The 26,387-nt window shown below is 66.0% G+C and carries 26 protein-coding genes and 1 pseudogene; 22 read left to right on the top strand and 5 right to left on the bottom strand.

Translation table 11 applies throughout. From position 1 onward, the window contains the following. Positions 1-17 precede the first annotated feature (17 nt). The 11 genes from rplO to dsbD all read left to right on the top strand — a co-directional run bounded on the left by rplO (position 18) and on the right by dsbD (position 8,054). Entirely contained in the window at positions 18-452 is a 435-nt protein-coding gene (gene rplO / locus FAZ98_RS12845; protein ID WP_158951565.1) for a 50S ribosomal protein L15, read from the top strand. A gap of 59 nt (positions 453-511) precedes the next feature. Continuing rightward, positions 512-1,858, top strand: coding sequence for a preprotein translocase subunit SecY (gene secY / locus FAZ98_RS12840; protein WP_158951564.1), 1,347 nt, complete (start codon positions 512-514; stop codon positions 1,856-1,858). Positions 1,859-1,866: 8 nt separating this feature from the next. After that, entirely contained in the window at positions 1,867-2,085 is a 219-nt protein-coding gene (infA, locus tag FAZ98_RS12835) for a translation initiation factor IF-1 (protein WP_004521905.1), read from the top strand. 21 nt (positions 2,086-2,106) lie between these two features. Then, positions 2,107-2,223: a 50S ribosomal protein L36 gene (gene rpmJ / locus FAZ98_RS12830; protein WP_027819338.1), complete on the top strand. Its 117-nt coding sequence runs from the start codon at positions 2,107-2,109 to the stop codon at positions 2,221-2,223. 35 nt (positions 2,224-2,258) lie between these two features. Continuing rightward, the gene (gene rpsM / locus FAZ98_RS12825; RefSeq protein WP_158951563.1) at positions 2,259-2,624 is read left to right on the top strand and encodes a 30S ribosomal protein S13; all 366 of its coding nucleotides are present in this window, start codon (positions 2,259-2,261) and stop codon (positions 2,622-2,624) included. Between the two features lie 28 nt (positions 2,625-2,652). Then, a complete protein-coding gene (rpsK, locus tag FAZ98_RS12820; protein ID WP_006052224.1) occupies positions 2,653-3,057 on the top strand; it encodes a 30S ribosomal protein S11 in 405 nt (134 codons plus the stop codon). Between the two features lie 161 nt (positions 3,058-3,218). Next, positions 3,219-3,842 carry a 30S ribosomal protein S4 gene (gene rpsD, locus FAZ98_RS12815; protein ID WP_158951562.1) on the top strand — a complete coding sequence of 208 codons (624 nt, stop codon included), beginning with the start codon at positions 3,219-3,221 and terminating at the stop codon, positions 3,840-3,842. Between the two features lie 124 nt (positions 3,843-3,966). Beyond that, entirely contained in the window at positions 3,967-4,944 is a 978-nt protein-coding gene (locus FAZ98_RS12810) for a DNA-directed RNA polymerase subunit alpha (RefSeq protein ID WP_158951561.1), read from the top strand. Between the two features lie 131 nt (positions 4,945-5,075). Then, entirely contained in the window at positions 5,076-5,468 is a 393-nt protein-coding gene (gene rplQ / locus FAZ98_RS12805) for a 50S ribosomal protein L17 (protein WP_027819334.1), read from the top strand. Between the two features lie 212 nt (positions 5,469-5,680). Then, positions 5,681-6,049 (top strand): divalent-cation tolerance protein CutA, encoded by a 369-nt coding sequence (gene cutA, locus FAZ98_RS12800; protein ID WP_407672009.1) that lies wholly within the window; start codon positions 5,681-5,683, stop codon positions 6,047-6,049. Continuing rightward, positions 6,042-8,054: a protein-disulfide reductase DsbD gene (gene dsbD, locus FAZ98_RS12795; RefSeq protein WP_158951560.1), complete on the top strand. Its 2,013-nt coding sequence runs from the start codon at positions 6,042-6,044 to the stop codon at positions 8,052-8,054. The genes cutA and dsbD overlap by 8 nt, the downstream gene beginning before the upstream one ends. Before the next feature lie 102 nt (positions 8,055-8,156). On the opposite strand, the gene hemB is transcribed toward dsbD, so the two are convergent. Both hemB and yihA read right to left on the bottom strand, forming a co-directional pair. After that, positions 8,157-9,155, bottom strand: coding sequence for a porphobilinogen synthase (gene hemB / locus FAZ98_RS12790; RefSeq protein WP_158951559.1), 999 nt, complete (start codon positions 9,153-9,155; stop codon positions 8,157-8,159). A 416-nt stretch (positions 9,156-9,571) separates the two neighbouring features. Beyond that, entirely contained in the window at positions 9,572-10,231 is a 660-nt protein-coding gene (gene yihA / locus FAZ98_RS12785) for a ribosome biogenesis GTP-binding protein YihA/YsxC (RefSeq protein ID WP_158951558.1), read from the bottom strand. A gap of 236 nt (positions 10,232-10,467) precedes the next feature. Here yihA and FAZ98_RS12780 point away from each other — a divergent pair, with 236 nt between their 5' ends. From FAZ98_RS12780 to msrQ, 5 genes are all read left to right on the top strand, one after another. Further along, entirely contained in the window at positions 10,468-11,142 is a 675-nt protein-coding gene (locus FAZ98_RS12780; RefSeq protein WP_158951557.1) for a c-type cytochrome, read from the top strand. A 230-nt stretch (positions 11,143-11,372) separates the two neighbouring features. Beyond that, positions 11,373-13,640, top strand: coding sequence for a cytochrome c biogenesis protein ResB (locus tag FAZ98_RS12775; RefSeq protein WP_158951556.1), 2,268 nt, complete (start codon positions 11,373-11,375; stop codon positions 13,638-13,640). A 73-nt stretch (positions 13,641-13,713) separates the two neighbouring features. Then, positions 13,714-14,940: a c-type cytochrome biogenesis protein CcsB gene (gene ccsB / locus FAZ98_RS12770; protein ID WP_158951555.1), complete on the top strand. Its 1,227-nt coding sequence runs from the start codon at positions 13,714-13,716 to the stop codon at positions 14,938-14,940. Between the two features lie 168 nt (positions 14,941-15,108). Beyond that, a complete protein-coding gene (gene msrP / locus FAZ98_RS12765) occupies positions 15,109-16,110 on the top strand; it encodes a protein-methionine-sulfoxide reductase catalytic subunit MsrP (RefSeq protein ID WP_158951554.1) in 1,002 nt (333 codons plus the stop codon). 22 nt (positions 16,111-16,132) lie between these two features. After that, on the top strand, positions 16,133-16,825 hold the full coding sequence (gene msrQ, locus FAZ98_RS12760; protein ID WP_158951553.1) for a protein-methionine-sulfoxide reductase heme-binding subunit MsrQ: 693 nt from the start codon (positions 16,133-16,135) through the stop codon (positions 16,823-16,825). A gap of 107 nt (positions 16,826-16,932) precedes the next feature. Here the strand turns inward: msrQ and lysA are convergent, their stop codons facing one another. Further along, positions 16,933-18,216, bottom strand: coding sequence for a diaminopimelate decarboxylase (lysA, locus tag FAZ98_RS12755; RefSeq protein ID WP_158951552.1), 1,284 nt, complete (start codon positions 18,214-18,216; stop codon positions 16,933-16,935). Positions 18,217-18,240: 24 nt separating this feature from the next. Between lysA and FAZ98_RS36040 the strand changes: the two genes are divergently transcribed. Continuing rightward, positions 18,241-18,414, top strand: a complete 174-nt coding sequence (locus FAZ98_RS36040; RefSeq protein ID WP_325072391.1) for a hypothetical protein — start codon at positions 18,241-18,243, stop codon at positions 18,412-18,414. A 59-nt stretch (positions 18,415-18,473) separates the two neighbouring features. Here FAZ98_RS36040 and FAZ98_RS36035 read toward each other — a convergent pair. Beyond that, a pseudogene (locus FAZ98_RS36035) lies at positions 18,474-18,605 on the bottom strand (hypothetical protein); the annotation flags it as partial. Between the two features lie 53 nt (positions 18,606-18,658). Here FAZ98_RS36035 and cyaY point away from each other — a divergent pair. After that, on the top strand, positions 18,659-18,976 hold the full coding sequence (gene cyaY, locus FAZ98_RS12745; RefSeq protein ID WP_158951550.1) for an iron donor protein CyaY: 318 nt from the start codon (positions 18,659-18,661) through the stop codon (positions 18,974-18,976). Between the two features lie 98 nt (positions 18,977-19,074). On the opposite strand, the gene FAZ98_RS12740 is transcribed toward cyaY, so the two are convergent. Continuing rightward, positions 19,075-21,513, bottom strand: a complete 2,439-nt coding sequence (locus FAZ98_RS12740; RefSeq protein WP_158951549.1) for a penicillin-binding protein 1A — start codon at positions 21,511-21,513, stop codon at positions 19,075-19,077. Between the two features lie 309 nt (positions 21,514-21,822). On the opposite strand from FAZ98_RS12740, the gene pilM reads away from it, so the two are divergent. From pilM to FAZ98_RS12720, 4 genes are all read left to right on the top strand, one after another. After that, complete coding sequence (pilM, locus tag FAZ98_RS12735) at positions 21,823-22,869, top strand: type IV pilus biogenesis protein PilM (RefSeq protein WP_158951548.1); 1,047 nt, start codon at positions 21,823-21,825, stop codon at positions 22,867-22,869. A 155-nt stretch (positions 22,870-23,024) separates the two neighbouring features. Further along, positions 23,025-23,684, top strand: a complete 660-nt coding sequence (locus FAZ98_RS12730) for a PilN domain-containing protein (RefSeq protein WP_158951547.1) — start codon at positions 23,025-23,027, stop codon at positions 23,682-23,684. Next, positions 23,681-24,601 carry a hypothetical protein gene (locus FAZ98_RS12725; RefSeq protein WP_158951546.1) on the top strand — a complete coding sequence of 307 codons (921 nt, stop codon included), beginning with the start codon at positions 23,681-23,683 and terminating at the stop codon, positions 24,599-24,601. Before FAZ98_RS12730 ends, FAZ98_RS12725 begins: the two co-directional genes overlap by 4 nt. Then, positions 24,598-26,262 (top strand): type IV pilus secretin PilQ, encoded by a 1,665-nt coding sequence (locus FAZ98_RS12720; protein WP_158951545.1) that lies wholly within the window; start codon positions 24,598-24,600, stop codon positions 26,260-26,262. The genes FAZ98_RS12725 and FAZ98_RS12720 overlap by 4 nt, the downstream gene beginning before the upstream one ends. Positions 26,263-26,387 lie beyond the last annotated feature (125 nt).

Genomic DNA, 26,387 nt, shown 5'->3' with positions numbered 1-26,387 from the left:
GACTCCAGGAGTTGAAAATGGAATTGAATAACCTGAAGCCGGCAGAAGGCGCGAAGCACGCAAAGCGTCGCGTCGGTCGCGGCATCGGCTCCGGCCTCGGCAAGACCGCTGGCCGTGGTCACAAGGGTCAGAAATCGCGTTCGGGCGGCTTCCACAAGGTTGGCTTCGAAGGCGGTCAAATGCCGCTGCAACGTCGTCTGCCGAAGCGTGGCTTCACGTCGCTCACGAAGGAATTCGTGGGTGAAGTGCGCCTCGCCGACATCGAGAAGCTGCCGGTCGACGAAGTCGATCTGTTGGCTCTCAAGCAGGCAGGCCTCGTTGGCGAACTGACCCGCAGCGCAAAGATCATCGCTACCGGCGAGATCAAGCGCAAGGTCGTCGTCAAGGGTCTGGGTGCGACGAAGAATGCGCGTGCTGCGATCGAAGCAGCAGGCGGTTCTTTTGCCGAGTGATTGTGAGTGGTGCGCGCGGGCTTGCCCGCCGTCACTAGCATCTGCATCGGAGAAGCTACTTGGCTAACAGCCCGAGTCTCGCAAAAACCGGTCGCAGCGCACCGAAGTTCGGCGACCTGCGTCGGCGTGCAGTGTTCCTGCTGCTGGCGCTGGTCGTTTATCGCATCGGCGCGCACATTCCGGTTCCGGGTATCGACCCCGACCAACTGGCGAAGCTCTTTCAGAGCCAGTCGGGTGGCATCCTTGGCATGTTCAACATGTTCTCGGGTGGCGCACTGTCTCGGTTCACGATCTTCGCGCTGGGTGTCATGCCGTATATCTCGGCGTCGATCATCCTGCAGCTGATGGCGATCGTCTCGCCGCAGCTGGAAGCGCTGAAGAAGGAAGGGCAAGCCGGACAACGCAAGATCACGCAGTACACGCGGATCTTCACGGTGGTGCTGGCGACGTTTCAGGCGTTCGGCATCGCGGTCGCGCTGGAAAACCAGCCGGCTCTCGTGATCGATCCGGGTATGGTGTTTCGTCTGACGACGGTTGTGACGCTCGTAACGGGCACGATGTTCCTGATGTGGCTCGGTGAGCAGATCACGGAACGCGGGCTTGGCAACGGTATCTCGATCATCATCTTCGGCGGGATCGCAGCGGGTTTCCCGAATGCGATCGGCGGTCTGTTCGAACTGGTTCGCACCGGCTCGATGGGCCCCGTCTCGGCGATCATCATCGTGGTGCTGATTGCTGCCGTGACGTACCTGGTGGTGTTCATCGAACGCGGCCAGCGCAAGATCCTCGTGAACTATGCGAAGCGTCAGGTCGGTAACAAGATTTACGGCGGGCAGTCGTCGCACCTGCCGCTCAAGCTGAACATGTCGGGCGTGATTCCGCCGATCTTCGCGTCGTCGATCATCCTGTTCCCGGCAACCATCCTGAACTGGTTCAGTTCGGGGTCGCGGACCGGCTGGTTCGCGGACACGCTGCACAACGTGGCTGAAGCACTCAAGCCCGGCCAACCCGTGTACGTGTTGTTGTACGCGTTGGCGATCGTGTTCTTCTGCTTCTTCTACACCGCGCTGGTGTTCAACAGCAGAGAGACGGCCGACAACCTGAAAAAGAGTGGCGCGTTCGTCCCTGGCATCCGCCCGGGCGATCAGACGGCTCGCTATATCGACCGCATCCTCACGCGTCTGACGCTGGCCGGTGCGATCTATATCGTGTTTGTCTGTCTGCTGCCGGAGTTCCTGGTGCTGCGCTGGAACGTGCCGTTTTATTTTGGTGGAACGTCGCTGCTGATCATTGTCGTCGTCACAATGGACTTCATGGCGCAGGTGCAGTCGTACGTAATGTCGCAACAATATGAATCGCTGCTCAAGAAGGCCAACTTCAAGGGCGGCGGAGTCCCGATGCGTTGAAAGGACCTATGGCCAAAGACGATGTAATCCAGATGCAAGGCGAGGTAATCGAAAACCTCCCCAACGCAACCTTCCGCGTGAAGCTGGAAAACGGCCATGTCGTTCTGGGGCATATTTCCGGGAAGATGCGGATGCACTACATCCGTATCCTTCCGGGCGACAAGGTGACGGTTGAGTTGACGCCTTACGATCTGTCGCGTGCGCGGATCGTGTTCCGGGCGAAGTGATTTAGGAAAAAGGGTAATATCATGAAAGTGATGGCATCGGTAAAGCGCATTTGCCGTAACTGCAAAATCATCAAGCGCAACGGCGTCGTTCGCGTGATCTGCAGCTCGGACCCGCGCCACAAGCAGCGTCAAGGCTGATTAGCGCGCTTGCGCTTTTTGTTTGAGGAAAAACAATGGCTCGTATCGCAGGGGTTAACATCCCGAACCACCAGCACACTGAAATCGGCCTGACGGCAATTTTCGGTGTTGGCCGCACGCGTTCGCGCAACATCTGCGTGTCCGCCGGTGTGCCGTTCAACAAGAAGGTCAAAGACCTTGACGACGCGGATCTGGAAAAGCTGCGTGAGGAAGTGGGCAAGTTTGTCGTCGAAGGCGATCTGCGCCGTGAAGTGACGATGAACATCAAGCGCCTGATGGACCTCGGCTGCTACCGTGGCGTCCGCCATCGCAAGGGCCTGCCCCTGCGTGGCCAACGTACGCGCACCAACGCACGTACGCGCAAGGGTCCGCGCCGCGCAGCACAGTCGCTGAAGAAGTAAGCGGATCTGACAGTTACAGGAAAACGTAATGGCTAAGGCTTCGAACAACTCCGCGGCGCAACGCGTTCGCAAGAAGGTCAAGAAGAACGTCGCCGAGGGCGTGGTTCACGTTCACGCGTCGTTCAACAACACCATCATCACGATCACCGATCGTCAAGGCAATGCACTTGCCTGGGCAACGTCGGGCGGTCAGGGCTTCAAGGGTTCGCGTAAGTCGACCCCGTTCGCAGCTCAGGTCGCAGCCGAATCGGCTGGTCGCGTGGCGATGGAATACGGCGTGAAGAACCTCGAAGTGCGGATCAAGGGCCCCGGTCCTGGCCGTGAGTCGGCGGTGCGCGCGCTGCATGGTCTTGGCATCAAGATCACCGCGATCTCCGACGTGACGCCGGTCCCGCACAACGGCTGCCGTCCGCCGAAGCGCCGCCGTATCTAAGGCGTCGCGATTGCCGAACGCCTGAGCCGCCGGTAACGGCGTCCCAGGCTCTCGGCGTTATTGAATTGACTAAGCCCACCGTTCGGTTCAAAGGACCGGACTAGCGCGAAACCGGGGCTCACGCCCTAGTCTTGCGTGATCAATTATCGAAGGAAAGCAACGTGGCACGTTATATCGGCCCGAAGGCCAAGCTGTCCCGCCGTGAAGGCACCGACCTCTTCCTGAAGAGCGCACGCCGCTCGCTCGCCGACAAGTGCAAGCTCGACAGCAAGCCGGGTCAGCACGGCCGCACCTCGGGCGCCCGCACGTCCGACTACGGCACGCAGCTTCGCGAAAAGCAAAAAGTGAAGCGTATCTACGGCGTGCTCGAGCGTCAGTTCCGCCGCTACTTCGCGGAAGCGGACCGTCGCAAGGGCAACACCGGCGAAAACCTGCTGCAACTGCTCGAATCGCGTCTCGACAACGTCGTGTACCGCATGGGCTTCGCATCGACCCGCGCTGAAGCGCGTCAGCTCGTGAGCCACAAGGCTCTCACGCTGAACGGCGTCGTGTCGAACGTTCCGTCGATGCAAGTGAAGGCAGGCGACGTCGTCGCGATTCGCGAAAAGGCGAAGAAGCAGGCGCGTATCGTCGAAGCCCTCTCGCTGGCAGAGCAAGGCGGCATGCCGGGTTGGGTCGCGGTCGACGCGAAGAAGTTCGAAGGCACGTTCAAGGGCATGCCTGAGCGCAGCGACATCGCTGGCGACATCAACGAAAGCCTGATCGTCGAATTGTATTCGCGCTAATCGGATTGACGGCCGGGGTAGCCTCTGTGCTTCGCGCAGGAGGTGGCCTCGGCTGTTTTTTTCAGGTTGTGGCCATCTCAGCCTTATCGGTGTAACGAGCCGAGGGTATTGAAAAGGAAAACCTATGCAAACCAGTTTGTTGAAACCCAAGATCATCGCTGTGGAATCGCTCGGCGACAACCACGCGAAAGTGGTCATGGAGCCGTTCGAACGCGGTTATGGCCATACCTTGGGTAACGCGCTTCGGCGCGTTCTGCTGTCGTCCATGATCGGCTACGCGCCGACCGAAGTGACGATCGCAGGCGTCGTGCATGAATATTCGACGCTCGACGGTGTGCAAGAGGATGTGGTCAACCTGCTGCTGAACCTGAAGGGCGTGGTGTTCAAGCTGCATAACCGTGACGAAGTGACGGTTACGCTGCGCAAGGAAGGCGAAGGCGTCGTCACCGCCGGCGACATCGAACTCTCGCACGACTGCGAAGTCATCAACCCGGAACACGTGGTTGCGCATCTGACGAAGGGCGGCAAGCTCGACGTTCAGATCAAGATCGAGAAGGGCCGCGGCTACGTGCCGGGCAACGTGCGCCGTTACGGCGACGAGTCGGCCAAGATCATCGGCCGTATCGTGCTGGACGCGTCGTTCTCGCCGGTTCGCCGCGTGAGCTACGCCGTGGAAAGCGCGCGTGTCGAACAGCGTACCGACCTCGACAAGCTCGTGATGAACATCGAAACCAACGGCGTGATCTCGCCTGAGGAAGCGATCCGCCAGTCGGCGCGCATCCTCGTGGATCAGCTGTCGGTGTTCGCTGCACTGGAAGGCACGGAAACGGCCGCGGAAGCGCCGTCGCGCGCACCGCAGATCGATCCGATCCTGCTGCGTCCGGTGGACGATCTCGAACTCACGGTTCGCTCGGCGAACTGCCTGAAGGCCGAGAACATCTACTACATCGGCGATCTGATCCAGCGCACCGAGAACGAGTTGCTCAAGACCCCGAACCTGGGTCGCAAGTCGCTCAACGAGATCAAGGAAGTGCTCGCTTCCCGCGGTCTCACGCTCGGCATGAAGCTCGAAAACTGGCCGCCGGCTGGTCTCGACAAGTAAAAGTAATGTGGCACGGGCGCGGATTTTCCTTTAGAATCCGCGTCTTGCCTTTTTCACGTACCGGCCCGTGCCTCACGTTGTTGTGAAGCGATAGAAGAGCTGGACCAAAACTTTGTTTCAAGGAAATTGAAATGCGTCACCGTCATGGTCTGCGGAAACTGAACCGCACGAGCAGCCACCGTCTGGCAATGCTCCGTAACATGTCCAACTCGCTCATCGAGCACGAAGTCATCAAGACGACGCTGCCGAAGGCGAAGGAACTCCGTAAGGTTGTCGAGCCCCTCATCACGCTCGGCAAGAAGCCCTCGCTGGCAAACCGTCGTCTGGCGTTCAACCGCCTGCGCGATCGTGACTCGGTCACGAAGCTGTTCGACGTGCTCGGTCCGCGTTTCGCGAACCGTCCGGGCGGCTACCTGCGTATCCTGAAGTTCGGTTTCCGTGTTGGCGACAACGCACCGATGGCACTGGTCGAACTGCTCGACCGTCCGGAAGTCACGGAAGAGAACATCCAGGAAGCGGAATAAGCTTTCCGTCGCCGCGGTCCCCGGATCGCGCGACATGCGAAAAAGCCAGGCCTAGCCTGGCTTTTTTGTTTTTTGCGCGGATGAAAACGCGCGCGGGCGTGTTGGCCTCCATGGTGCGCGGGAGCAGGCATCCTGCGCCCGGGTGGTACGATAACGTTCTGCCTCGAAGCCGCGCACGTGCCTTGCGCGCGGGCGCTCTGCCGGAGTTCGCCGTGACCCTCAATGTGACCCCGAGTGTGATCCCGAGTGTGATCCCGAGTGTGACCTTGATCCTGACCACGGCGCCCGACGAAGACGCCGCCGAGAAGCTCGCCTCCGGTGCGCTCGCGCAGCGCCTGGCCGCGTGCGTGACGCGCATGGGCGCGGTGCACTCGCAGTATCACTGGCAGGGCAAGATCGAATCCGGCGAAGAAGTGCAGCTTCTCTTCAAGACGAGCCTCGCCCGCGCGGCCGAGCTCGAACAGTTCATCCAGACCGAGCATCCCTACGAAACCCCCGAGATCCTCTCGTGGCAAGTCACGGCGTCGCACGCCTACGGACAGTGGGTTCATGCCGAGACTCAGCGTCCCCTCCATGTCTAATCGTTTCGATCGGCGCGCGTGTGCCGCGCCGTATGCTTCGCTTTGCGGTTTCCTCGTGCTCCTGTGCTGCACGTTGACGATGCTGCTCGGCGCCCCCGCCGCGCGCGCCGACGACACCGACTTTCTGCCCCCCGACCAGGCATTCACGTTCAGCGCGAGCGAAGAGCCGGGCATGGTCGACGTGCACTTCAAGATCGCGGACGGCTACTACATGTACCGCGAGCGCTTCGCGTTCGAGGCGCAAAACGGCGCGGCCACGCTCGGCGATGCGCAGATCCCGCCGGGCCACGTGAAGTTCGATCCGACCTTCAACAAGAACGTCGAGACCTATCGCAAGGAACTGACGATCCGCGTGCCGGTGGCGAAGTCGAGCGGGCCGTTCGATCTGGCCGTCACGTCGCAGGGTTGTGCCGATGCGGGCATCTGCTATCCGCCCGCGCAGCACGTCTATCACGTGAGCGGTGCGGCATTGCAGGCCGCTGCGGGCGGGCAGAGCGCGGTGCCGAAAGCTGCGGCGCAAGGCGCGCCCACGCAGACATCCGCGCAGACGCCGGCATCGGCATCGCAAGCCCCTACGCAAGCGCCCGCGCCTGCGGCGCAAGCCGCGCCGAACACTAGCGATCAACCGTGGTACGAGCGCGCCACCAGCGCCGACTACGCACAGTCGCTGCTGCAAGGTGGCGGCTTCTTCGCCGTGGTCGGTCTGTACTTCGTTGCGGGCATGGTGCTGAGTCTGCTGCCGTGTTCGTACCCGATGATCCCGATCCTTTCGGCGATCATCGTCGGCGAGGGCGCGCGCGTGACGCGCCTGCGCGGCTTCTCGCTCTCGTTCGTCTACGTGCTCGGCATGGCGCTCGTCTACACCGTGCTCGGCATTGCCGCGGCGCTGGTCGGCCAGAGTCTGGGCGCGTGGCTGCAGAATCCCTGGGTGCTCGGTGCGTTCGCCGTGCTGCTCACCGCCTTCGCGCTCACGCTGATCGCGGGCTACGACCTCGCGTTGCCGCAGCGCTGGCAGGACGGCGCCTCGCGGGCTTCGCAAGGCCGTTCGGGCGGCAAGTTCCTGGCCGTCGCGCTCATGGGTGCGCTTTCGGCGCTCGTGGTGGGCGCCTGCATGACCGCGCCGCTGTTCGCGGTGCTCGCCTTCATCGCGCACACGGGCAATGCCGTGCTCGGCGGCGCGGCGTTGTTCGCGATGGGGATCGGGCTGGGCGTGCCGCTGATGATTCTCGGCCTCGGCGCGGGCACGCTGCTGCCCCGCGCGGGCGTGTGGATGGACGGCGTGAAGGTGTTCTTCGGCGTCGTGCTGCTGGCCGCCGCGCTGTGGATCGTCTGGCCCGTGCTCGGCGCGACCGCGCAGATGCTGCTCGCGGCGCTCTGGCTGCTGCTGGCCGCCGCGGCGCTCGGCCTGTTCACGCCGGGCGCGGGCGTTTCGAACGTCTGGCGCCGGCTCGGGCGCGGCCTTGGCGCGGCGTTCGCGATCTGGGCCGCCACGCTGATCGTCGGCCTTGCGGCGGGGTCGAGCGATCCGCTGCGCCCGCTGGGCGTGCTGGCTGCGCGCGTGAGCGGCCCGGGCGCGGCCGATGCCTCGACCGCGGGTGCGCAAGCGAACACCGCAAGCGACCTGAGCTTCGCGCCCGTGCGCTCGCCGGCGCAACTGGACGCGGCGCTCGCTTCGGCCCATACGGTCGGCCAGCCCGCGATGCTCGACTTCTATGCCGACTGGTGCGTGAGCTGCAAGGAAATGGAGAAGTTCACCTTCAGCGACCCGCGCGTGCAGGCGCGTCTCAAGCAGCTAGGCCTGCTGCGCGCCGATGTCACCGCGAACGATACCAACGACCAGGCGCTGCTCAAGCGTTTCGGTCTGTTCGGGCCGCCGGGCATCATCTTTTTCGATACGAAGGGCCACGAAGTGCTGCGCGTGGTGGGCTACGAGAACGCCGAGCGCTTTCTCGCGCGGCTCGACAACGTGACATCCGCCGCGTCGGCGGCGGCGCCGCAGTCCTGACCGCGGTCCAGCGCGATAGCGTTCGCGCGTTCGGCATCGGCAAAAAACAAAAAGGCACGTCGCTCGACGTGCCTTTTTCGCTTGCGCTAAACGCGCAGAAACTTACTTCTGCGCGCGCAGGATCCGCGCGGCGTCGAGCGCGAAATAGGTCAGGATGCCGTCGGCGCCCGCGCGTTTGAACGCGAGCAGCGACTCCATCATCACCTTGTCGTGATCGATCCAGCCGTTTTGCGCGGCGGCCTTGATCATCGCGTATTCGCCGCTCACCTGGTAGACATAGGTCGGGAAGCGGAACTCGTCCTTCACGCGGCGCAGGATGTCGAGGTACGGCATGCCCGGCTTGACCATCACCATGTCGGCGCCTTCCTCGATGTCGAGGCGCGTCTCGCGCAGCGCTTCGTCGCTGTTGGCCGGGTCCATCTGGTACGTCATCTTGTTGCTCTTGCCCAGGTTCGTGGCCGAACCCACGGCGTCGCGGAACGGGCCGTAGAACGCCGAGGCGTACTTGGCCGAGTACGCCATGATGCGCGTATGGATGTGGTTCTCGCTCTCGAGCATCTCGCGCAGCGCGCCGATGCGGCCGTCCATCATGTCCGAAGGCGCGATGATATCGACGCCCGCTTCGGCCTGGGTGCGCGCCTGCGCCACCAGAATCTCGATGGTTTCGTCGTTGATGACGTAGCCGTTTTCGTCGAGCACGCCGTCCTGGCCGTGGCTCGTGTACGGATCGAGCGCGACGTCGCACAGCACGCCGAGTTCGGGGAAGCGCTTTTTCAGCTCACGCACGGCGCGCGGAATCACGCCGTCGGGGTTGGTCGCCTCGATGCCGTCGGGCGTCTTGAGCGCCGGATCGACCACGGGAAACAGCGAGAGCACGGGCACGCCCAGCTCGACGCACTGCTCGGCCACGCCCATCAGCAGGTCGATGGAGACGCGCTCCACGCCCGGCATGGACGGCACGGCTTCGCGCACGTTTTGACCGTCCGTGACGAACACGGGATAGATCAGGTCGTTGGTGGTGAGGAGGTTTTCGCGCATCAGGCGGCGCGAGAAGTCGTCGCGGCGCATACGGCGCGGACGATGATGCGGATAGAAGCTCATATCGGCGAATATCAGAGGCGGTGAAGCGCCCTTTGGGGCCAGGAAACTTTTCAGGACAATGGTATATCATACCGATCGAGCGAGGCGCCTGGCGCCAGACTCCCCGCTTCTCCTCCCTGAGCGGGTGCCTGTCGTTTTTCGATAAGGCTGTTTAACCCGCCGGCAAATCGCGGCGGGTTTTTTTCTGGGCGCGACAAAGCCCTCGGTCTATGCGCCGGGCATGCGTTTTACGAGCCATCCGGGCGGAAGCGAGGGGCGTTATGTGCGCTGGCGCACATAAGCGTAAAACTTACGGATTGGCTTCGCGCCGTGCGCCGGAATCGAGCGCAATCGAAAGCGCGAGGCGCGGCGAATCCAGCGCTATGAGGGATGGCGGCGGTGGCGGCGATCATGGCGATCCCCGCCCTGGCAGGCGCTTATTCGGCGGCTTGCCCGGCTTCGCCAGCCGTGGCCTTCGGCGCGATCCAGCTTTCGATCACCGCATGCGCCTCGTCCAGCCCAACCCGCTTGAGCGCCGAGAAGAGCTGCGCGCTCAGCTTCCCTTCGTAACCGGCCTTGCGGTATTCGTCGAACGCCTTGTTGGCCGTGCGCAGCGACAGCACGCACTCCTGACGCGTCAATTTGTCGCATTTCGTGAGCAGCGCGTGGATCGGCTTGCCCGTCGATCCGAACCACTCCACCATGCGGCGGTCGAGTTCGGTGAACGGACGGCGCGCATCCATCATCAGGATCAGCCCGGCGAGCTGCGCGCGCGACTGCAGATACAGCGAGAGCAGTTGCTCCCAGTGCGCCTTGGCGGCTTCCGGCACTTCGGCGTAACCGTAGCCCGGCAGGTCGACGAGGTAACCGGCCGGCTCGTCTTCGGGACCGACCGAGAAGTAGTTGATGTGCTGCGTGCGGCCCGGCGTTTTCGAGGCGAACGCGAGACGCTTCTGGTTGCACAGCAGGTTGATGGCCGTCGATTTACCCGCGTTCGAGCGGCCGGCGAACGCGACCTCGGGCCGCGCCGTGGCGGGCAGATCGCGCAAATGGTTGACCGTCGTGAAGAAGCGGGCTTGGTGCAGCAGGAAGGCCATCGGATACGACCACAGTATGAAACAGCGAGGCGACTGGCTCGCCGGGCCCGGAAGCGGCCGGGGTGGATTCTGGGATATCGGGGAGAGGCCCGACTGGCGCCGTAGCGCCGTGCGCGCTATTGTACAATGCGACGGTTTACTGAATACCGGTTAGGCCAGCGCGGGCCTTTCGGGCAGTGCCGTCGTTGTCGTCCATTGCAGAACCTGATTCCCACAAGACGAAACAAGGTGCGCGAATGAATCGACTGGGCAAGTCCTTGAAGGTACTCGAGATTGCGATAGCGGCAGGTCTGACAGCAGGTGTAGTCACGATGGCGGGAGGCGCGAGAGCGGCGGATCAGGGAACGCCGGCCAAACCCGACCTCGCGCGCGGGCAAGCGATTGCCGCGCAGGTGTGCGCCGCGTGCCACGCGGCCGACGGCAACAGCACGGGCGGCGCGTATCCCAAGCTCGCCGGCCAGCACGCCGCGTATCTCGTTAAAGAACTCAAGGACTTCAAGCCCCAGCCCGGCGGCAAGCCCGCCGCGCGCGCCAATCCGGTCATGGCGGGCTTCGCGGCCGCGCTGTCCGATCAGGATATGATCAATGTGGCGGCGTGGTTCGCCTCGCAGCAACCCAAGCCCGGCTACGCGCACGACGCGAAAACCGTGGCGCTTGGCCAGACGATCTGGCGCGCGGGCGTGGCCGACAAGGGCGTGCCGGCGTGTGCCGCGTGCCACGGACCCACGGGGCAAGGCATTCCGATCCAGTATCCGCGCCTTTCGGGGCAGTGGTCGGAGTACATCGTCGCGCAGCTCAACGCTTTCCAGCAGGGCACGCGCAACAACAACGACCCGATGCGCATGATCGCGCACCGGCTTTCCGACGACGAGATCAAGGCCGTCGCCGACTACGCCGCCGGCTTGCACTGAACGCGGGCGGCGCGACAGCAACACCGCGCGGCGGCTGGTCGAACAACAACAAAAAGGGTGAGGGCGTCGCGTTTCCGGCGGCGGGCCTGCACCCTTTTTTGCTGTGGCGCGGCAATCCCGGCGCGGCATCGGTTTCGCGATCGACATCGACATCGACATCGGATTTGACACGTCCAGCAGCGATAATCACGCGCACGCAGCAGCGTCATGCGGCGAATAGTGGAGTTTGAATGAGCGTCACCACGCAGGGTTTGGAGTTGAAGGTTCGCCAGAGGGCGGTGAAGAGCGCCGTCGAGCTGATCAGTTCGATGCGCTTCGCGATCTCGCTGCTCGTCGTGCTGGCGATCGCCAGCATCATCGGGACGGTGCTCACGCAGGACGACCCGTATCCCAACTACGTCAATCAGTTCGGGCCGTTCTGGGCCGACATCTTCCGCTCGCTGAGCCTCTACACGGTCTACAGCGCGTGGTGGTTCATGACCATCCTCGGCTTTCTCGTGGTGTCGATCTCGCTGTGCGTGATCCGCAACGGGCCGAAGATGATCGCGGACATGAAGAGCTGGAAGGACAAGGTTCGCGAAGGCAGCCTGCGCGCGTTCCATCACAAGGGCGAATTCGCGCTCGAGGGCACGACGCGCGCCGCCACGGCCGCCACGCTCGGCAAGCTCTCGGCGCGCCTCGGCTACCGCTTCGTGGTGCGCGAAAGCGAAGGCGCGACGCTGATCGCGGCCAAGCGCGGCGCGCTCACCAAAATCGGCTACATCTTCGCGCACCTCGCGATCGTGGTGATCTGCATCGGTGGCTTGCTCGACAGCAATCTGCCGATCAAATTCCAGATGTGGCTGTTCGACAAGACGCCCATTCGCAGCAACGCCGTCATCAACGACATCGCGCCCGAGCATCGGCTGTCGCAGTCGAATCCCACCTTCCGCGGCTACGCGTGGGTGCCCGAAGGCCAGTTCGTCTCCACCGCCATCCTCAATCAGCCCGACGGCTCGCTGATCCAGGACCTGCCGTTCTCGATCCAGCTCAACAAGTTCATCGTCGACTATTACTCGACGGGCATGCCCAAGCTGTTCGCGAGCGACATCGTCGTGATCGACCACCAAACCGGCAAGCGCATTCCCGCGCGCATCGAGGTGAACGAGCCGTTCGAATACGACGGCGTCTCCATCTACCAGTCGAGCTTCCAGGACGGCGGCTCGCAGATGTCGATGACCGCGTGGCCCATGAGCGGCGCGAACGCGAAGAGCTTCGCGTTCGGCGGCACGATCGGCAATTCGGCGCCGCTCGCCGCGCCCGCGGGCCAGCGCGTGCCCGGCATGGACGGCCAGACCATCGAGTTCGCCGATTTCCGCGCCATCAACGTGGAAAATATCTCGAACGGCAGCGGTGCGAACGACGTGCGCGGCGTTGCGCATCAGACGCTCAAGGAAGCGTTCGACGAACGGCTCGGTTCGGGCGCGAAAAGCGCGAAGCCGCTCGATCTGCACAATGTCGGGCCTTCGGTGCAATACAAGGTGCGCGACAAGGACGGCCAGGCGCGCGAGTACAACAACTACATGCTGCCGGTGGACGTGGGCGGCGGCGACCGCATGTTCCTCGCGGGCATGCGCGAGAATCCCGACGATCCGTTCCGCTACCTGCGCATTCCCGCCGACGCGGGCGGCACGCCCAAGGAGTGGATGCTGCTGCGCGCGGCGTTCGAAGATCCGTCGCTGCGCGCGCAGGCCGCGAAGCGCTTCGCGGCGCGCTCCGTCCCCGATTCGAACCGCGATCTCCAGCAGCATCTCGAAGACAGCGCCCAGCGCGTGCTGACGCTGTTCTCGGGCACCGATCCCTCGCAGCCCAGCCCGGTCACGAAGGGCGCGACCAATTCGCTCGGCGGCTTCCAGGCGGTGGCGGCGTTCATCGACAAATCGGTGCCGAAGGATCAGCAGGAAAAGGCCGCTGGCCTGTTGCTGCGCATGCTCGAAGGCGCGACGTGGGATCTCTGGCAGATCGCGCGCGAGCAGGCCGGCGAACCCGATCTCAAGCCCGACACCGACGCCGCGCGCTTCGTGCAGGACTCCATCAACGCCATTTCGGACAGCTTTCTGTACGGCGCGCCCGTCTATCTACAGCTCGATTCATTCAAGCAGGTGCAAGCTTCGGTATTTCAGTTGACGCGCGCGCCGGGCAAGAAAGTCGTGTATCTTGGCAGCCTGTTGCTCGTGCTCGGCATCTTCTCGATGTTCTACGTGCGTGAGCGGCGCCTGTGGTTCTGGCTGAAGGACCGGAGCGGTTCCGGCGCAGAGAGCCACGGCGTCGACGTCATCATGGCCATGTCGACCGCCCGCCGTACCCTCGACTTCGAGAAGGAATTCGCCCGCACCCGCGAGACGGTCGGTCGCGCGCTGGGCGCGGCGGCCGGGTCCGCCGGCGCTGCCGGGGCGCACGACACCCCCAACGAGCATGAAGGGCAAAACGATGGCAACGGTACGCACCGTGCGCCTTGATCCTCACTCGATCCGCGCGCACGACCGCCGTGCGCGCGTTGATGAATAACCTCCGATCGACACCGGAACGCCCATGGACTTGACTCAGGTTTCCTCCACCGCGAAAGCCCGCCGCGCAGACCGCGCCGCCGCGCCGCGCGACGCCTCGGCTGCCGCCGATCTGCACGACGCCCTGTTTGACGAACGCCCCTTCCTGCGCCGCCTCACGGCGCTCGACTGGCTGTTCGCGCTGGCGCTGGTGGCGGGCGCGGGTTTCGCGCTCTCGCGCTACCACGCGCACATGAATTACTACGACAAGCTGGTGCTGTGCGGCACGGTGCCGGCGCTCGTCGTGCTCGGCTGGCGCTGGAAGCCCGCGCGCCTCCTGATGGCCGGTATCGCCGTGCTCTCGATCGGCGCGATCCAGATCTACCAGGGCGATCTCGCCCGTGCCGACCAGGCGTTCTTCCTCAAGTACTTCCTCTCCAGCCAGTCGGCCATTCTGTGGATGAGCGCGCTGTTCGTGCTCGCCACGCTGTTCTACTGGATCGGCCTGCTCTCGCGCTCGGAAACGGGCGCCTCGATCGGCTCGAAGCTCACGTGGGCGGCGGTGCTGATGGGCTTTGTCGGCCTGATGGTGCGCTGGTACGAGTCGTATCTGATCGGCGCGGACGTGGGCCACATTCCCATCTCGAACCTTTACGAAGTGTTCGTGCTGTTCAGCCTGATCACCGCGCTGTTCTATCTCTACTACGAAAAGCACTACAACACGCGTGCGCTCGGCGCCTTCGTGCTGCTCGTGATCAGCGCGGCCGTGGGCTTCCTGATGTGGTACTCGATTTCGCGCGACGCGCAGCAGATCCAGCCGCTCGTGCCCGCGCTGCAAAGCTGGTGGATGAAGATCCACGTGCCCGCGAACTTCATCGGCTACGGCAGCTTCGCGCTTTCGGCCATGGTGGGCGTCGCCTACCTGATGAAAGAGCGCGGCGTGCTGGCGGACCGCCTGCCCGCGCTCGACGTGCTCGACGACGTCATGTACAAGTCGATCGCCGTGGGTTTCGCGTTCTTCACCATCGCCACCATTCTGGGCGCGCTCTGGGCCGCGCAGGCGTGGGGCGGCTACTGGAGCTGGGACCCGAAGGAAACGTGGGCGCTGATCGTCTGGCTCAACTACGCGGCGTGGCTGCACATGCGCCTCATGAAGGGCCTGCGCGGCGGCGTGGCGGCGTGGTGGGCGCTCACGGGCCTGCTCGTCACGACCTTCGCGTTCCTCGGCGTGAACATGTTCCTCTCCGGGCTGCACAGCTACGGCAAGCTGTAAGCGCACGGCGTGATATTTGCGGCCGGGGTGTAACCGCCGCGGCCCGCGCAACGAACTAACCGTCGGATGCCTCGTGCACCGACGGTTTTTTTTCGTGTGCCGGGAAGCTTCGCGCGTGCGCGGTGTTTGCCCGGATAAGGACGTTTCCCGAAACGCAGGAGCAGCAGCATGTGGGTTAGACGAAGCAACCGGATCTTGCTCAACGGCGACGACATCGCCGCAAGCGAAATCACGCCGCAAACGGTGTTCGAACAACGCCGGCGCGTGCTGAAAGCGGCGGGCGCGCTCGCGCTCGGCGGCGTGGCGGGGCCGTTCGCGGCGAGCCGGGCGTGGGCCGAATACGCGCCGGGCGACCCCAAGGCGCAGAAGCTCGCCGCCAGGACCAACCCCAAATTCGTCGCGCTCGACAAGATCACGCCCTATAAGGACATCACGACCTACAACAACTTCTACGAGTTCGGCACCGATAAGAGCGATCCCGCGCAGCACGCGCAGACGCTGCGGCCGCGCCCGTGGAAGATCAGCGTGGAAGGCGAGGTGAAGAACGCGAAGGTGTTCGACATCGACGAAATCCTCAAGCTCGCGCCGCTCGAAGAACGCGTGTACCGGCACCGCTGCGTGGAGGGCTGGTCGATGGTGATTCCGTGGATCGGCATTTCGCTCTCCGAACTGATCCGCCGCGTGCAGCCCACGGGCAATGCGCGCTACGTGCAGTTCGTGACGCTCGCCGACCCTTCGCAGATGCCGGGCCTCTCCGAGCCGATTCTCGACTGGCCGTACAGCGAGGGCCTGCGCATGGACGAGGCGATGAACCCGCTCACGCTGCTCACCGTGGGGCTTTACGGGCAGGTGCTGCCGAACCAGAACGGCGCGCCCGTGCGCGTGGTGGTGCCGTGGAAGTACGGCTTCAAGAGCGCCAAGTCGCTTGTGAAGATCCGCTTTCTGTCGAGCCAGCCGCCCACGAGCTGGAACAAGTACGCGCCCAACGAGTACGGTTTCTTTTCGAATGTGAATCCGAATGTCGATCACCCGCGCTGGAGCCAGGCGACCGAGCGGCGGATCGGCGAGGACGGCTTTTTCACGCCCAAGCGCAAGACGCTCATGTACAACGGCTACGGCGATCTCGTCGCGTCGATGTATCAGGGCATGGATCTGCGCAAGAACTTCTAGGCGCCGCGCGAGGGAGCGAAACATGGAGCGAAGGATGGAAGCGCCGAACCCGGCGCGCACGCCCAAACCGGCGGCGGGCGCGGCCCGCGCCGCGAGTGCGGCGAACGTGCCGGGTTGGCTGCGCTGGGCGAAAGTCGCGGTGTTCGTGGCCGCGTGGTATCCGCTCGCGCGTATCGTGCTGTTCGGTTTCACCGACCGGCTGGGCGCGAACCCGATCGAATTCATCACGCGCTCGACCGGCCTCTGGACGCTCGTGTTCCTCTGCATCACGCTCGCGCTCACGCCGCTGCGGCGCGTGACGGGCTGGAACTGGCTGATCCGCTTTCGCCGCATGCTCGGGCTGTATGCGTTCTTCTACGCGGCGCTGCACTTCACGACCTACATCTGGTTCGACAAATGGTTCGATGTCGCGGCCATGCTCAAGGACGTGGGCAAGCGGCCATTCATCACCGTGGGCTTCGCGGCTTTCGTGCTGCTGATTCCGCTCGCCGCCACCTCCACGCGCGCGATGGTGCGCCGGCTCGGGCGCCGCTGGCAGACGCTGCACCGGCTGATCTACGCGGTGGGCGTGCTCGCGATCCTGCACTTCTGGTGGATGAAGTCGGGCAAGCACGATCTCGCGCTGCCCAAGCTGTATGGCGCGATCATGGTGGCGCTGCTGGGCTGGCGGATCGCGATGTGGTGGCTGGCGCGGCGGCGGGCGAGCGCGGCTTGAATGACCGCCGGATTCATAGCCGGATTCGCACCGATCAATAAAAAAGCGACGCATCGAGCGTCGCTTTTTTTGTTGGCGCGTGAAACTGCGCGATCGGGCGCGGCAGGTCAGTCCGGCAGCACGCGCTCGCCCGCGAACAGTTGCGCGACGTCTTCGCGTTCGCGCGCGACGTGCACACGCGTGCCGTCGACCAGGATTTCGGCTGCGCGGGCGCGCGTGTTGTAGTTCGAGCTCATGACGAAGCCATAGGCGCCCGCCGAGCGGATCGCGAGCACGTCGCCGGCTTCGATCGCGAGCGTGCGCGCACGGCCGAGCCAGTCGCCGCTTTCGCACACGGGGCCGACCACGTCGTAGGTCTGCGCGGGCGCGGCGCGCTCGGCCACGGGCTCGATCGCGTGATACGCGTCGTACATCGCGGGGCGCGCGAGGTCGTTCATCGCGGCGTCCACGATCGCGAAGTTCTTCTCCGCGCCGGGCTTGAGGAATTCGACGGTCGTGAGCAGCAGGCCCGCATTGCCGACGAGCGAGCGGCCCGGCTCGAAATACACTTCGCGCGCCTTGCCCGTTTTCGCGCTATGGGCGTCGATACGATCGAGCACCGTGCGCACGAATTCGCCGATGTCGGGCGGGGTTTCGTCGTCGTAGCGAATGCCGAGTCCGCCGCCCACGTCGATATGGCGAATGCTCGTGCCGTCGGCTTCGATCTGGTCGACGAGTTCGAGCACCTTGTCGATGGCGTCGAGATACGGCGAGATTTCGGTGATCTGCGAGCCGATATGGCAGTCGATGCCAACTACTTCGAGATGCGGCATCGCGGCGGCGGCGCGATAGGTCGCGCGCGCTTCGTCGAACGCCACGCCGAACTTGTTCGCCTTCAGGCCGGTGGAAATGTACGGATGCGTTTTCGGATCGACGTCCGGATTCACGCGCAGCGAGACCGGCGCGCGCATGCCGAGCTGGCCGGCCACGTCGTTCAGGCGGTCGAGTTCGGGAATCGATTCGACGTTGAAGCACTTCACGCCCGCTTCGAGCGCCTCGCGCATTTCGCGCGCGGTCTTGCCCACGCCCGAGAACACCACGTCCGCCGCCTTGCCGCCGGCCGCGAGCACGCGCGCGAGTTCGCCCGCCGAGACGATGTCGAAGCCCGCGCCTTCGCGCGCGAACACGTTGAGCACGGCGAGGTTGCTGTTCGCCTTGACCGCGACGTGCACTTTGGCGCGGCGGCCCGCGCAGGCGTCGGCGTAGGCGTGCCACGCGGCGCTCAGCGCCGCGCGCGAGTAGACGTAGAGCGGCGTGCCGAACTGGGCGGCGAGATCGGCGGCGGACACGCCTTCGACGAAGAGCGTGCCGTGGTCGCGATGAAAAGCGTGGGAGGAAGCGGAATCGGTCATGCGAGCGGGTTTTACGGGTTTGGCGTGGCGCCGGTAGCAGGCTGGGAAGCGGGCTGCGCCGCGCCGTTGCTGGCGGGCACGGAATTCAGTTCGGAGTCCGGCGAAAGCGAGAGCGGCGTGCCGGTGGTGTCGGGCACCGAACCCACGGGCTCCGAAGCGGCTTCGGCACCCGACGCGGGCTGCGGCGCGGTCTCGTAATTGGGCTTCGCGGGCAGGGGCGGCACCGCCGGCATATAGAGCGGGCCGCGCTGACCGCAACCGGCGAGCGCCGAAACGGCAATCGCGCCAACGGCAAAAGCCGCTAGAATCGCGCGGGGCGATGCATGACGAGTCGTTTCGCGGGAGGTCTCGAGGCGTGCCGAAGAGACGCCGCGCGCTGCCGCGCGCATCCTGAAAATGACACGCATAATGGTCCCTGAATGATTAACCGGTGGAGTTTAGCATGCCAGACAGTGACTACCTGAGCCGCGCGGAGGCCGTGCTGACGGCCGTCGAGCGGGCCGTCGACGAAGCCGACGCCGACATCGAACTCGAGCGCAGCGGCAACGTTCTCACGCTCGAATTCGAGAACCGCACGAAGATCATCGTGAATCTGCAACCGCCGATGAGCGAGATCTGGATCGCCGCGAAAGCGGGCGGTTTCCACTATCGTTTCCTCGATGGCGAATGGCGCGACACGCGCTCGGGCACCGAATTCTTTTCGGCGCTCACGGCCTACGCAACCGAGCAGGCGGGCGAACCGGTGCGCTTTGCGCCGTAACCGGGCCATAACCGGGCCACACCCGCAACGAAAACGGGCGCCACTCGCAAGAGCGGCGCCCGTTTTTTATCGACGGTCGACGAGCGTTCGCGCGGCGCTCAGTGCTTGCGGAACAGATTCATGATGTCTTCCTTCTCCTGCGCGCCGAGCTGCTCCGGCGGCGCTTGATTGGCGCCCGAGGCGCCCGAACCCGCGTTGGCCGCGTCCAGCGCCGCCTGGCTGATGCCGACGGTCGAGACGAAGCCGTGACCGGGCAAGGCGTCGGCGTAATACAGCTCGTCGCCGAGCGCGACGATGCCGTCCGGCATGGCCATCTTGTACTCCGGCACGCCCGCGAGCGCCTTCTGCATGTAGTCGATCCACACGGGCAGCGCGAGGCCGCCGCCGGTTTCCTTGTCGCCGAGACTGCGCGGATTGTCGTAGCCGATCCACGCGATCGCCGCGAGCGTGTGCTGATAGCCCGCGAACCACGCGTCGCGCGAGTCGTTGGTCGTGCCGGTCTTGCCGCCGAGATCCGCGCGCTTGAGGACGTTCGACTTCGCGCCCGTGCCGCGCTGCGCGACGCTCTGCAGCAGACTGTTCATGATGTACGCGTTGCGCGGATCGATCGCGCGCGGCGCGTTCTGCTCCGCCACGAGCGGCTGCGCCTGCGCGACCACCATGCCGCGCTGGTCGGTGACTTCGGCAATCAAGTACGGATTCACGCGATAACCGCCGTTCGCGAACACGGCGTAGCCCGTGGCCATCTGCAACGGCGTGACGAGGCCCGCGCCCAGCGCCATCGGCAGATAGGCGGGGTGGCGCTCGGCGTCGAAGCCGAAGTGCGTGATGTACTGCTGGGCGTACTTCGTGCCGATGTGATTGAGGATGCGGATCGACACGAGGTTCTTCGACTTCATGAGCGCGGTGCGCATGGTCATCGGGCCGTCGAAGCCGCCGCCGTAGTTCTTCGGCTCCCACGCCTGGCCGCCGGTTTCGGCGGCACTGAAGAAGAGCGGCGCGTCGTTGATGATGGTGGCCGGCCCGAGCCCCTTGTCGAGCGAAGCCGAATAGATGAACGGCTTGAAGCTCGAACCCGGCTGGCGCCACGCCTGCGTGACGTGGTTGAACTTGTTTTTGTTGAAGTCGAAGCCGCCCACCAGCGCGCGGATCGCGCCGTCCTGCGGCACGACCGAGATGAACGCGCCTTCGATCTGCGGCAACTGCGTGATCGACCACTCGCCCGCGTTGTTGCGCGCGACGCGAATGATCGCGCCCGGCCGGATCTTCTGCGAAGGCTGCGCGCGCGCGCTCAGCGCGAACTGCGCGAAGCGCAGGCCGTCGCCGACGATGCTCGCGCTGTTGCCGTCCATGAAGGTGGCGCGCACTTCCTTGGGATTCGCGGCGGTCACCACGGCGGCAACGAGTTCGCCGTTGTCGGGATGCTCGACCAGCGCGTCGTCGATGGCCTGCTCGCGGTCGTCGGTGTCGGCGGGCAGGTCGATGAACGCTTCCGGCCCGCGATAGCCGTGACGCCGTTCGTAGTCCATCAGCCCCTTGCGCAGCGCGTGATAGGCGACGTCCTGATCGGCCGAATCGATCGTCGTGACGACGTTCAGGCCGCGCGTGTAGGCCTCTTCGTGGTACTGCGCGTACATCATCTGACGCACCATTTCCGCCACGTACTCGGCGTGCACGCTGAACTCCTTGCCCGCGCCCTTGACCACGAGCGGTTGCGCGGCCGCGGCGTCGTACTGCTCGCGCGTGATGTAGCGCAGTTCCAGCATGCGTTCGAGGATGTACTCCTGGCGCACCTTCGCGCGCTTCGGATTGACAACCGGGTTATAGGCCGAAGGCGCCTTCGGCAGACCCGCGAGCATCGCGCATTCGGCGAGCGTGAGATCTTTCAGATCCTTTCCGAAATAGACCCGCGCGGCGCTCGCGAAACCATACGCGCGCTGACCGAGATAGATCTGATTCATGTAGACCTCGAGAATCTGATCCTTCGAGAGCTTCGACTCGATCTTGTAGGCGAGAAGCATCTCGTAAATCTTGCGCGTGTAGGTCTTTTCGCTCGACAGGAAGAAGTTGCGCGCGACCTGCATCGTGATCGTGCTCGCGCCCTGCGTGGCGTGGCCGGCGGTGAGCGCGACGAAGCCCGCGCGCGCGATGCCCGCGAGATCGACGCCGCCGTGGTCGTAGAAGCGTGCGTCCTCGATCGCGAGAATCGCGTTTTTGAGATTGGCGGGCACGTCCTGAAAATGCACGATATCGCGCCGTTCCTCGCCGAATTCGCCAATCAGCACGTGATCGCGCGTATAGATGCGCAGCGGCACCTTGGGGCGATAGTCGGTGAGGGCGTCGAGCGAAGGCAGGTTTGGCGTGGCGACGACGAGCGCATAGCCGAGCACGAGTCCCGCGCACACGAGGCCGGCCACGATCAGGCCGACGAAGCCGATCAGCAGCGTGGCCAGCCACGAGCGCCGGCGACGCCTGGGCGGCTTGGGGCCCTCGGGCGGCGTGGACGGCGGAACGGACGAAGAAAGCGGATCTTGCATACGAACACCAGAAAAACGGTCCCGCGATTATAGCCGCCGGGTGCCCGTGGGCTTTCGAGATGCTTACATGTACGCGCCACGCAGTGGGCAGCAGACTGGTTCCAGGCTGCGCGATGTGACGGGATAACCGCACTGTAGACGCGCCCCTCGCGCGTGGGTAGCGGCTCGCCCGCCTTTTCTCCCACGTTGGCCATTCGGCGGAGTATTCGCGCATCGCGCCGCTTCGCACAATTTCCCTATCGACGCGCGGCGAACGGTTCGCGGCGCGATTTGCCGCGCGGGCACCGCAACGCGCAAGGGAGAAAACGCATGGCGATGGAATTCACAGGTTCGATGTTGCTGGGCGCGCGCCGCTACGCGGCCGGACTGGATCTCGGCGCGCGCGGCGTCACGCTGGTGGTGGTGAGTCAGCGCATTGTCGGGGCGGGGCCGTTGCGGCTCGAATGGCTGGCGAGCGCGCCGCTCGCGCGCGACGCCATGGCGGGGGCGGAGATCGTCGACCGCGCGGCCGTGGTGAGCGCTTTGCACGCGGTGTTTCGCGAGCTGCCGCGCCCGTGCAAGGCGGCCTCCCTGCGGTGCGCGATGGCGCTGCCCGCGAGCGCGACGCTCATCGCGACCGTGCCGCTCGCGCGGCTCGCGCCGTCCGCCGCCGCCGATCCTTCGGGCATCCATGCGGAGCTGGAGCCGCTGGTGCTCGCGGAAGCGGAGCGCGTGGCGGGCGTGGAGCGCGGCGAGCTGGCGGTGGACTGGAGCGTGGCGAGTGCCGCGAGTGCCGCGAGTGCCGCGAGTGCGATGGGAGCGCCAGGCGTGCTGGATGCCGCGCAGGCGGCGCAGTGGCGCGACACGCAGGTGACGATCGCCGCCACGCAGCGCCAGCATCTCGAAGCGCGCATCGAATGCGCGGCCATGGCGGGCATCACGCTGCGCACTGTCGACGACGAAGCGCATGCCGCGTTGCGCGCCATGCGTCACGCGGCCGCCTACGAACTGCCGCCGCTCGAGCCGTGGGTGGCGCTCTGGATCGGCGCGGACGGCATGCAGGGCTGGTTTCTCGTCGACGATTCGGTGCTGCGGCACATGCGCTTTCCCGCGCTCGAGCATGCCGATCTGGTCGAGGCGCTGCGCGATCTCGTGGGCGGCGAGCAGGCGGGCTGCGTGCAGGTCGCGGGCGACATCGCCATGCTGCGCGGCGTGAACTTTTCGCTGGCCGATATCGGCGACGCGTTGGGCGCGCCGGTGCTGCCGTTCGAATGCGGGCCGCTCGCCGACATCGAACGGCCGCTTGCGGCCGATCTGCTCCATGAGCCGTCGTGCGCGGTGGCGTTCGGGCTCGCGCTACGTGGAGTCAGCGAATGACGGGCGCGGTGGCTTTCGAGGCGCGGTGCGCGACGGGGCGGCCCGCGACAGGGCGGTCCACGACAGGGCGGCCCACGACAGGGCGGCCCACGACAGGGCGGCCCACGACAGGACGGAGCACGGGGCGGCCGCCTGCGCTTGCGGCGGCGCGTGCCTTGCCGCGTCGCGCGCCCGGTGGATTCAATCTGCTGCCGTGGCGGCCGCACGCGATCCGGCGGCTGCGTCGCTTGCGTGCGCTCGAATGGCTCGCGGCGGCGCTGGCGGGCGGCGTTTGCGCGCTCGGCGTGCTGGGCTGGCAGGCGTTCGATCGGCATGCCGTCGACACACAGCGCGCGGCGCTCGAACGGTCGCTCGCGCAGTCGCGCACGCCGTTGGCCGAGGCCGCGCGCCTCGCCCGCGAATCCGAAGCGCGGCGCGCCGCTGAGCAGCTTGCCCGGCAACACGCGCGCGCGTCCACACGGTTTCTCGCGCTCGGCGAGGCGCTCGCGCGCGACGTGCCGCCGGGCGTGGTTCTGCAGCAACTCACGCAGTCCGCCGACGAAACCGATCTGGAGGCCAGCGCCGCCGACGAAGCCGCCGCCGCCGCGTGGCTCGGCAGCCTGCGCGCGCTACCCGAGGTCGAGGCAGTGAGCGTGCGCGAACTCAAGCGCGGCACGCGCGCGAGCGCCCCGCGCGCCGCGTCGCAAAGCGCGGAGCCGATTCGCGTGGCCGCGCATCTCGTGTGGAAAGGCGCGGGCGGCGCGGCGGCCACCACGCCGCGTGCGCCGGGGGCGCCGCGCCAACTGCCCGTGGCGCGGCCGAAGGAGGCGAAATGAACACGCTCGCGAGCGCGGGAAACGCGTCGTCGCCGTCGCCGTTGTTGGCGGAACGGGGCGCGAGGCTGAGCGACTGGCTGGCCGTTCACGCGTGGCCCCGGCGGCGGCGCGCGCGCGTGGCGGTGGCGATCGGCGTGATCGCGGCTATCGCGTCGAGCACGGCCTGCCTGGTTGCCGATCCGCTCGACGTGCACGCGGCGCGCAGGGCGCTCGCCGATGCGCACCAGCATCGCACCGACGCGCAACGCGTCCTCGCGCGCCTGCCCGCATTGCGCCGGGAAGCCGCGCAGTTCGCGCCGCGCGCGCCGCACGCGGGCCATGCCGCCGACGACATCCGCCGCGTCTCGCAACTCGCCGCCGAGTCGGGCCTCGTGCTGCAAACGCTGGAGCCGCTGGCGTCGTCGGCACTGTCCGCAGCGTCAGCGCCTTCCGCGCCGTCTACGCGAATCGAGCCGGGCGCCGCGAAAGCCGAGCCGTATCGCGCGATGAAGCTGGGCGCGCAGGGCGGCTTCGCGCCAATGCGCCGCTTCGTCGAGGCACTCGCGCGCGAACCCGCGCTCACGGTGCCGTTCGAACTGGCGCTGCGCCGCACGGGCGAAACGCTCTCGGTTGCGGCGACGGTGCGCGTGTACGACGGGCTCGCGCCGCTGCCCGCAACGGCCGCGCGGCCACTTGCCGCCGACCCGTTTGCGCGCTCGCTCGCGGCGGTCGCGGGCAGCGCGCCCTGGCGGCTCGTGGGCGTGCTTCAGGATCGTCGGCGCAGCGTGGCGCTCGTCGAAACGCCAGAGGGCGTCGTCGCGGTGCAGGCGGGCGTATCGATCGCGGGCGGCCGCGTCGCGAGCATCGACGCCAGCCGGGTCGTGATCGAGACTGGCGGCGCGCGGCAGACGCTCACCTGGGCGGAGGCGGCGAAATGACCAGGATGACGATGATGCGATGGCTCGTCGGCGCGCTGGCGGTTTTCGTCTCGTACATGGCGATGTCGACGGCGCTCGCTTCGGTGCCGCTGCCTCAGTCCGCATGGGCACCGCTCTCGCCCATCTCGCGCGCGGTCGCGCGTTACGAGGCACCGCCGCTGCCCGAAAACATGGAAGCCGGCGCGGGCGCGGACTCCGCCGCGGCAACGCGGTGGATCGCGAATCCGTTCGCTTCGACGGGCGAAAGCGCGGCGCCAGGCGAGGGCGCGGCGCCGCCCGCGAGTCCGTCCGCCGACAACGCCGCCGACAACGCCGCTGACAACGCCGCTGGCAACGTGCCGGAGTCCGGGTCGCAGAAGGGCAGCGCCGCCGATGCGCCGCTCGAAGGGCCGCCCGTGCCGATGGCGCCCGCGTTGCGCTTGAGCGATGCATCGGCGAAAACCGACGGCTTGCCGCCCGACCGCCCGATCACGCTGAACTTCCAGCGCGCCGAGCTGGCCGCCGTTCTGCACGCGTTCGCGCAATTCACGAAGCTCAATATCGTCGCGAGCGAGCGGGCGCGCGCTCAGGTCACGCTGCGGCTCGACCGCGTGCCGTGGCGCACCGCGTTCGACCTGCTGCTCGAATCGAACGGTCTCGCCATGTCGCGCATGGGCGACGTGCTGTGGGTCGCGCCCGCCGCCGAGCTGGCGGCCCGTGAACGGCAGCGCTACGAGGCGCATGCGCGCGCCGCCGAACTCGAACCGCTCGCGAGCCGCGCGTTCGAATTGCAGTACGCGCGCGCCGAGGACCTGCGGCGGCTGCTCGCAGGCTCGGGCGCGCAGCGCGCGTTGTCGAAGCGCGGCGCGGCCGTCGCGGATGCCCGCACCAATCTGCTGTTCGTCACCGACCTGCCCGCGCGGCTCGACCAGATCGGCGAACTCGTGCGGCGGCTCGACGCACCCGCGCGGCAGGTGTTGATCGAGGCGCGCATCGTGGAGGGCGACGAAGGCTTGTCGCGCGAACTGGGCGTGCGTCTGGGCGTCACGCCCGTGAACCCCGATGGCGCGCGCGGCCTCTACGCGGGCACCGACGGCAACGCCTACAACCTCGCGGCAGGACCGCTGTCGGGCTTCGACGCCGCGCAGATCGGCCTCACGCTGCTGGCCGCGCGCGCGACGCGTCTGCTCGACATCCAGTTGAGCGCGCTCGAAGCCGAAGGCCGGGGGCGCGTGGTATCGAGCCCGCGCGTCGTCACGGCGGATCGCGTCAAGGCGGTGGTCGAGCAGGGCACGGAGCTGCCATACCAGGCGAAGGTCGGGCAGGGCGTCTCGGGCGTGCAATTCCGGCGTGCGAGCCTCAAACTCGAAGTCGAGCCGCAGATCACGCCCGACGGCCGCGTGATTCTCGACCTCGACGTCGCGAAGGACAGTGTGGGCGAGCAAACCGCCGCCGGGCCTGCCATCAACACGAAACACGTGCAGACGCGTGTCGAAATCGAGGACGGCGGAACGGTGTCGATCGGGGGTATCGACGCCACCGATGACCGCGATGATGTGACGCGTGTGCCGGTCCTGGGCAAAATACCGGTTTTGGGCGCGCTTTTTTCGCATCGCGCGCACCGCGACAAACGCAGCGAGCTCGTCGTGCTCATCACGCCGCGCGTCGTGGAGCCGAATTGACCCTCTTTCGAGGAACACGCCGCGCACGGGCTCGACGCCGCGCGCAGCGGGGCCGGAACGCCGTGCCCGCAGGCTCGACAACGCCGCCGCTTTGCCAGTAAGCTGCGGCACCAACCTTTCGTAGG

It is taken from the genome of Paraburkholderia acidisoli (assembly GCF_009789675.1).
GTDB classification, from domain to species: Bacteria; Pseudomonadota; Gammaproteobacteria; order Burkholderiales; family Burkholderiaceae; genus Paraburkholderia; species Paraburkholderia acidisoli.
The sequence above is the reverse complement of the archived record's forward strand: the minus strand, read 5'-3'. Positions and strand labels throughout refer to the sequence as shown.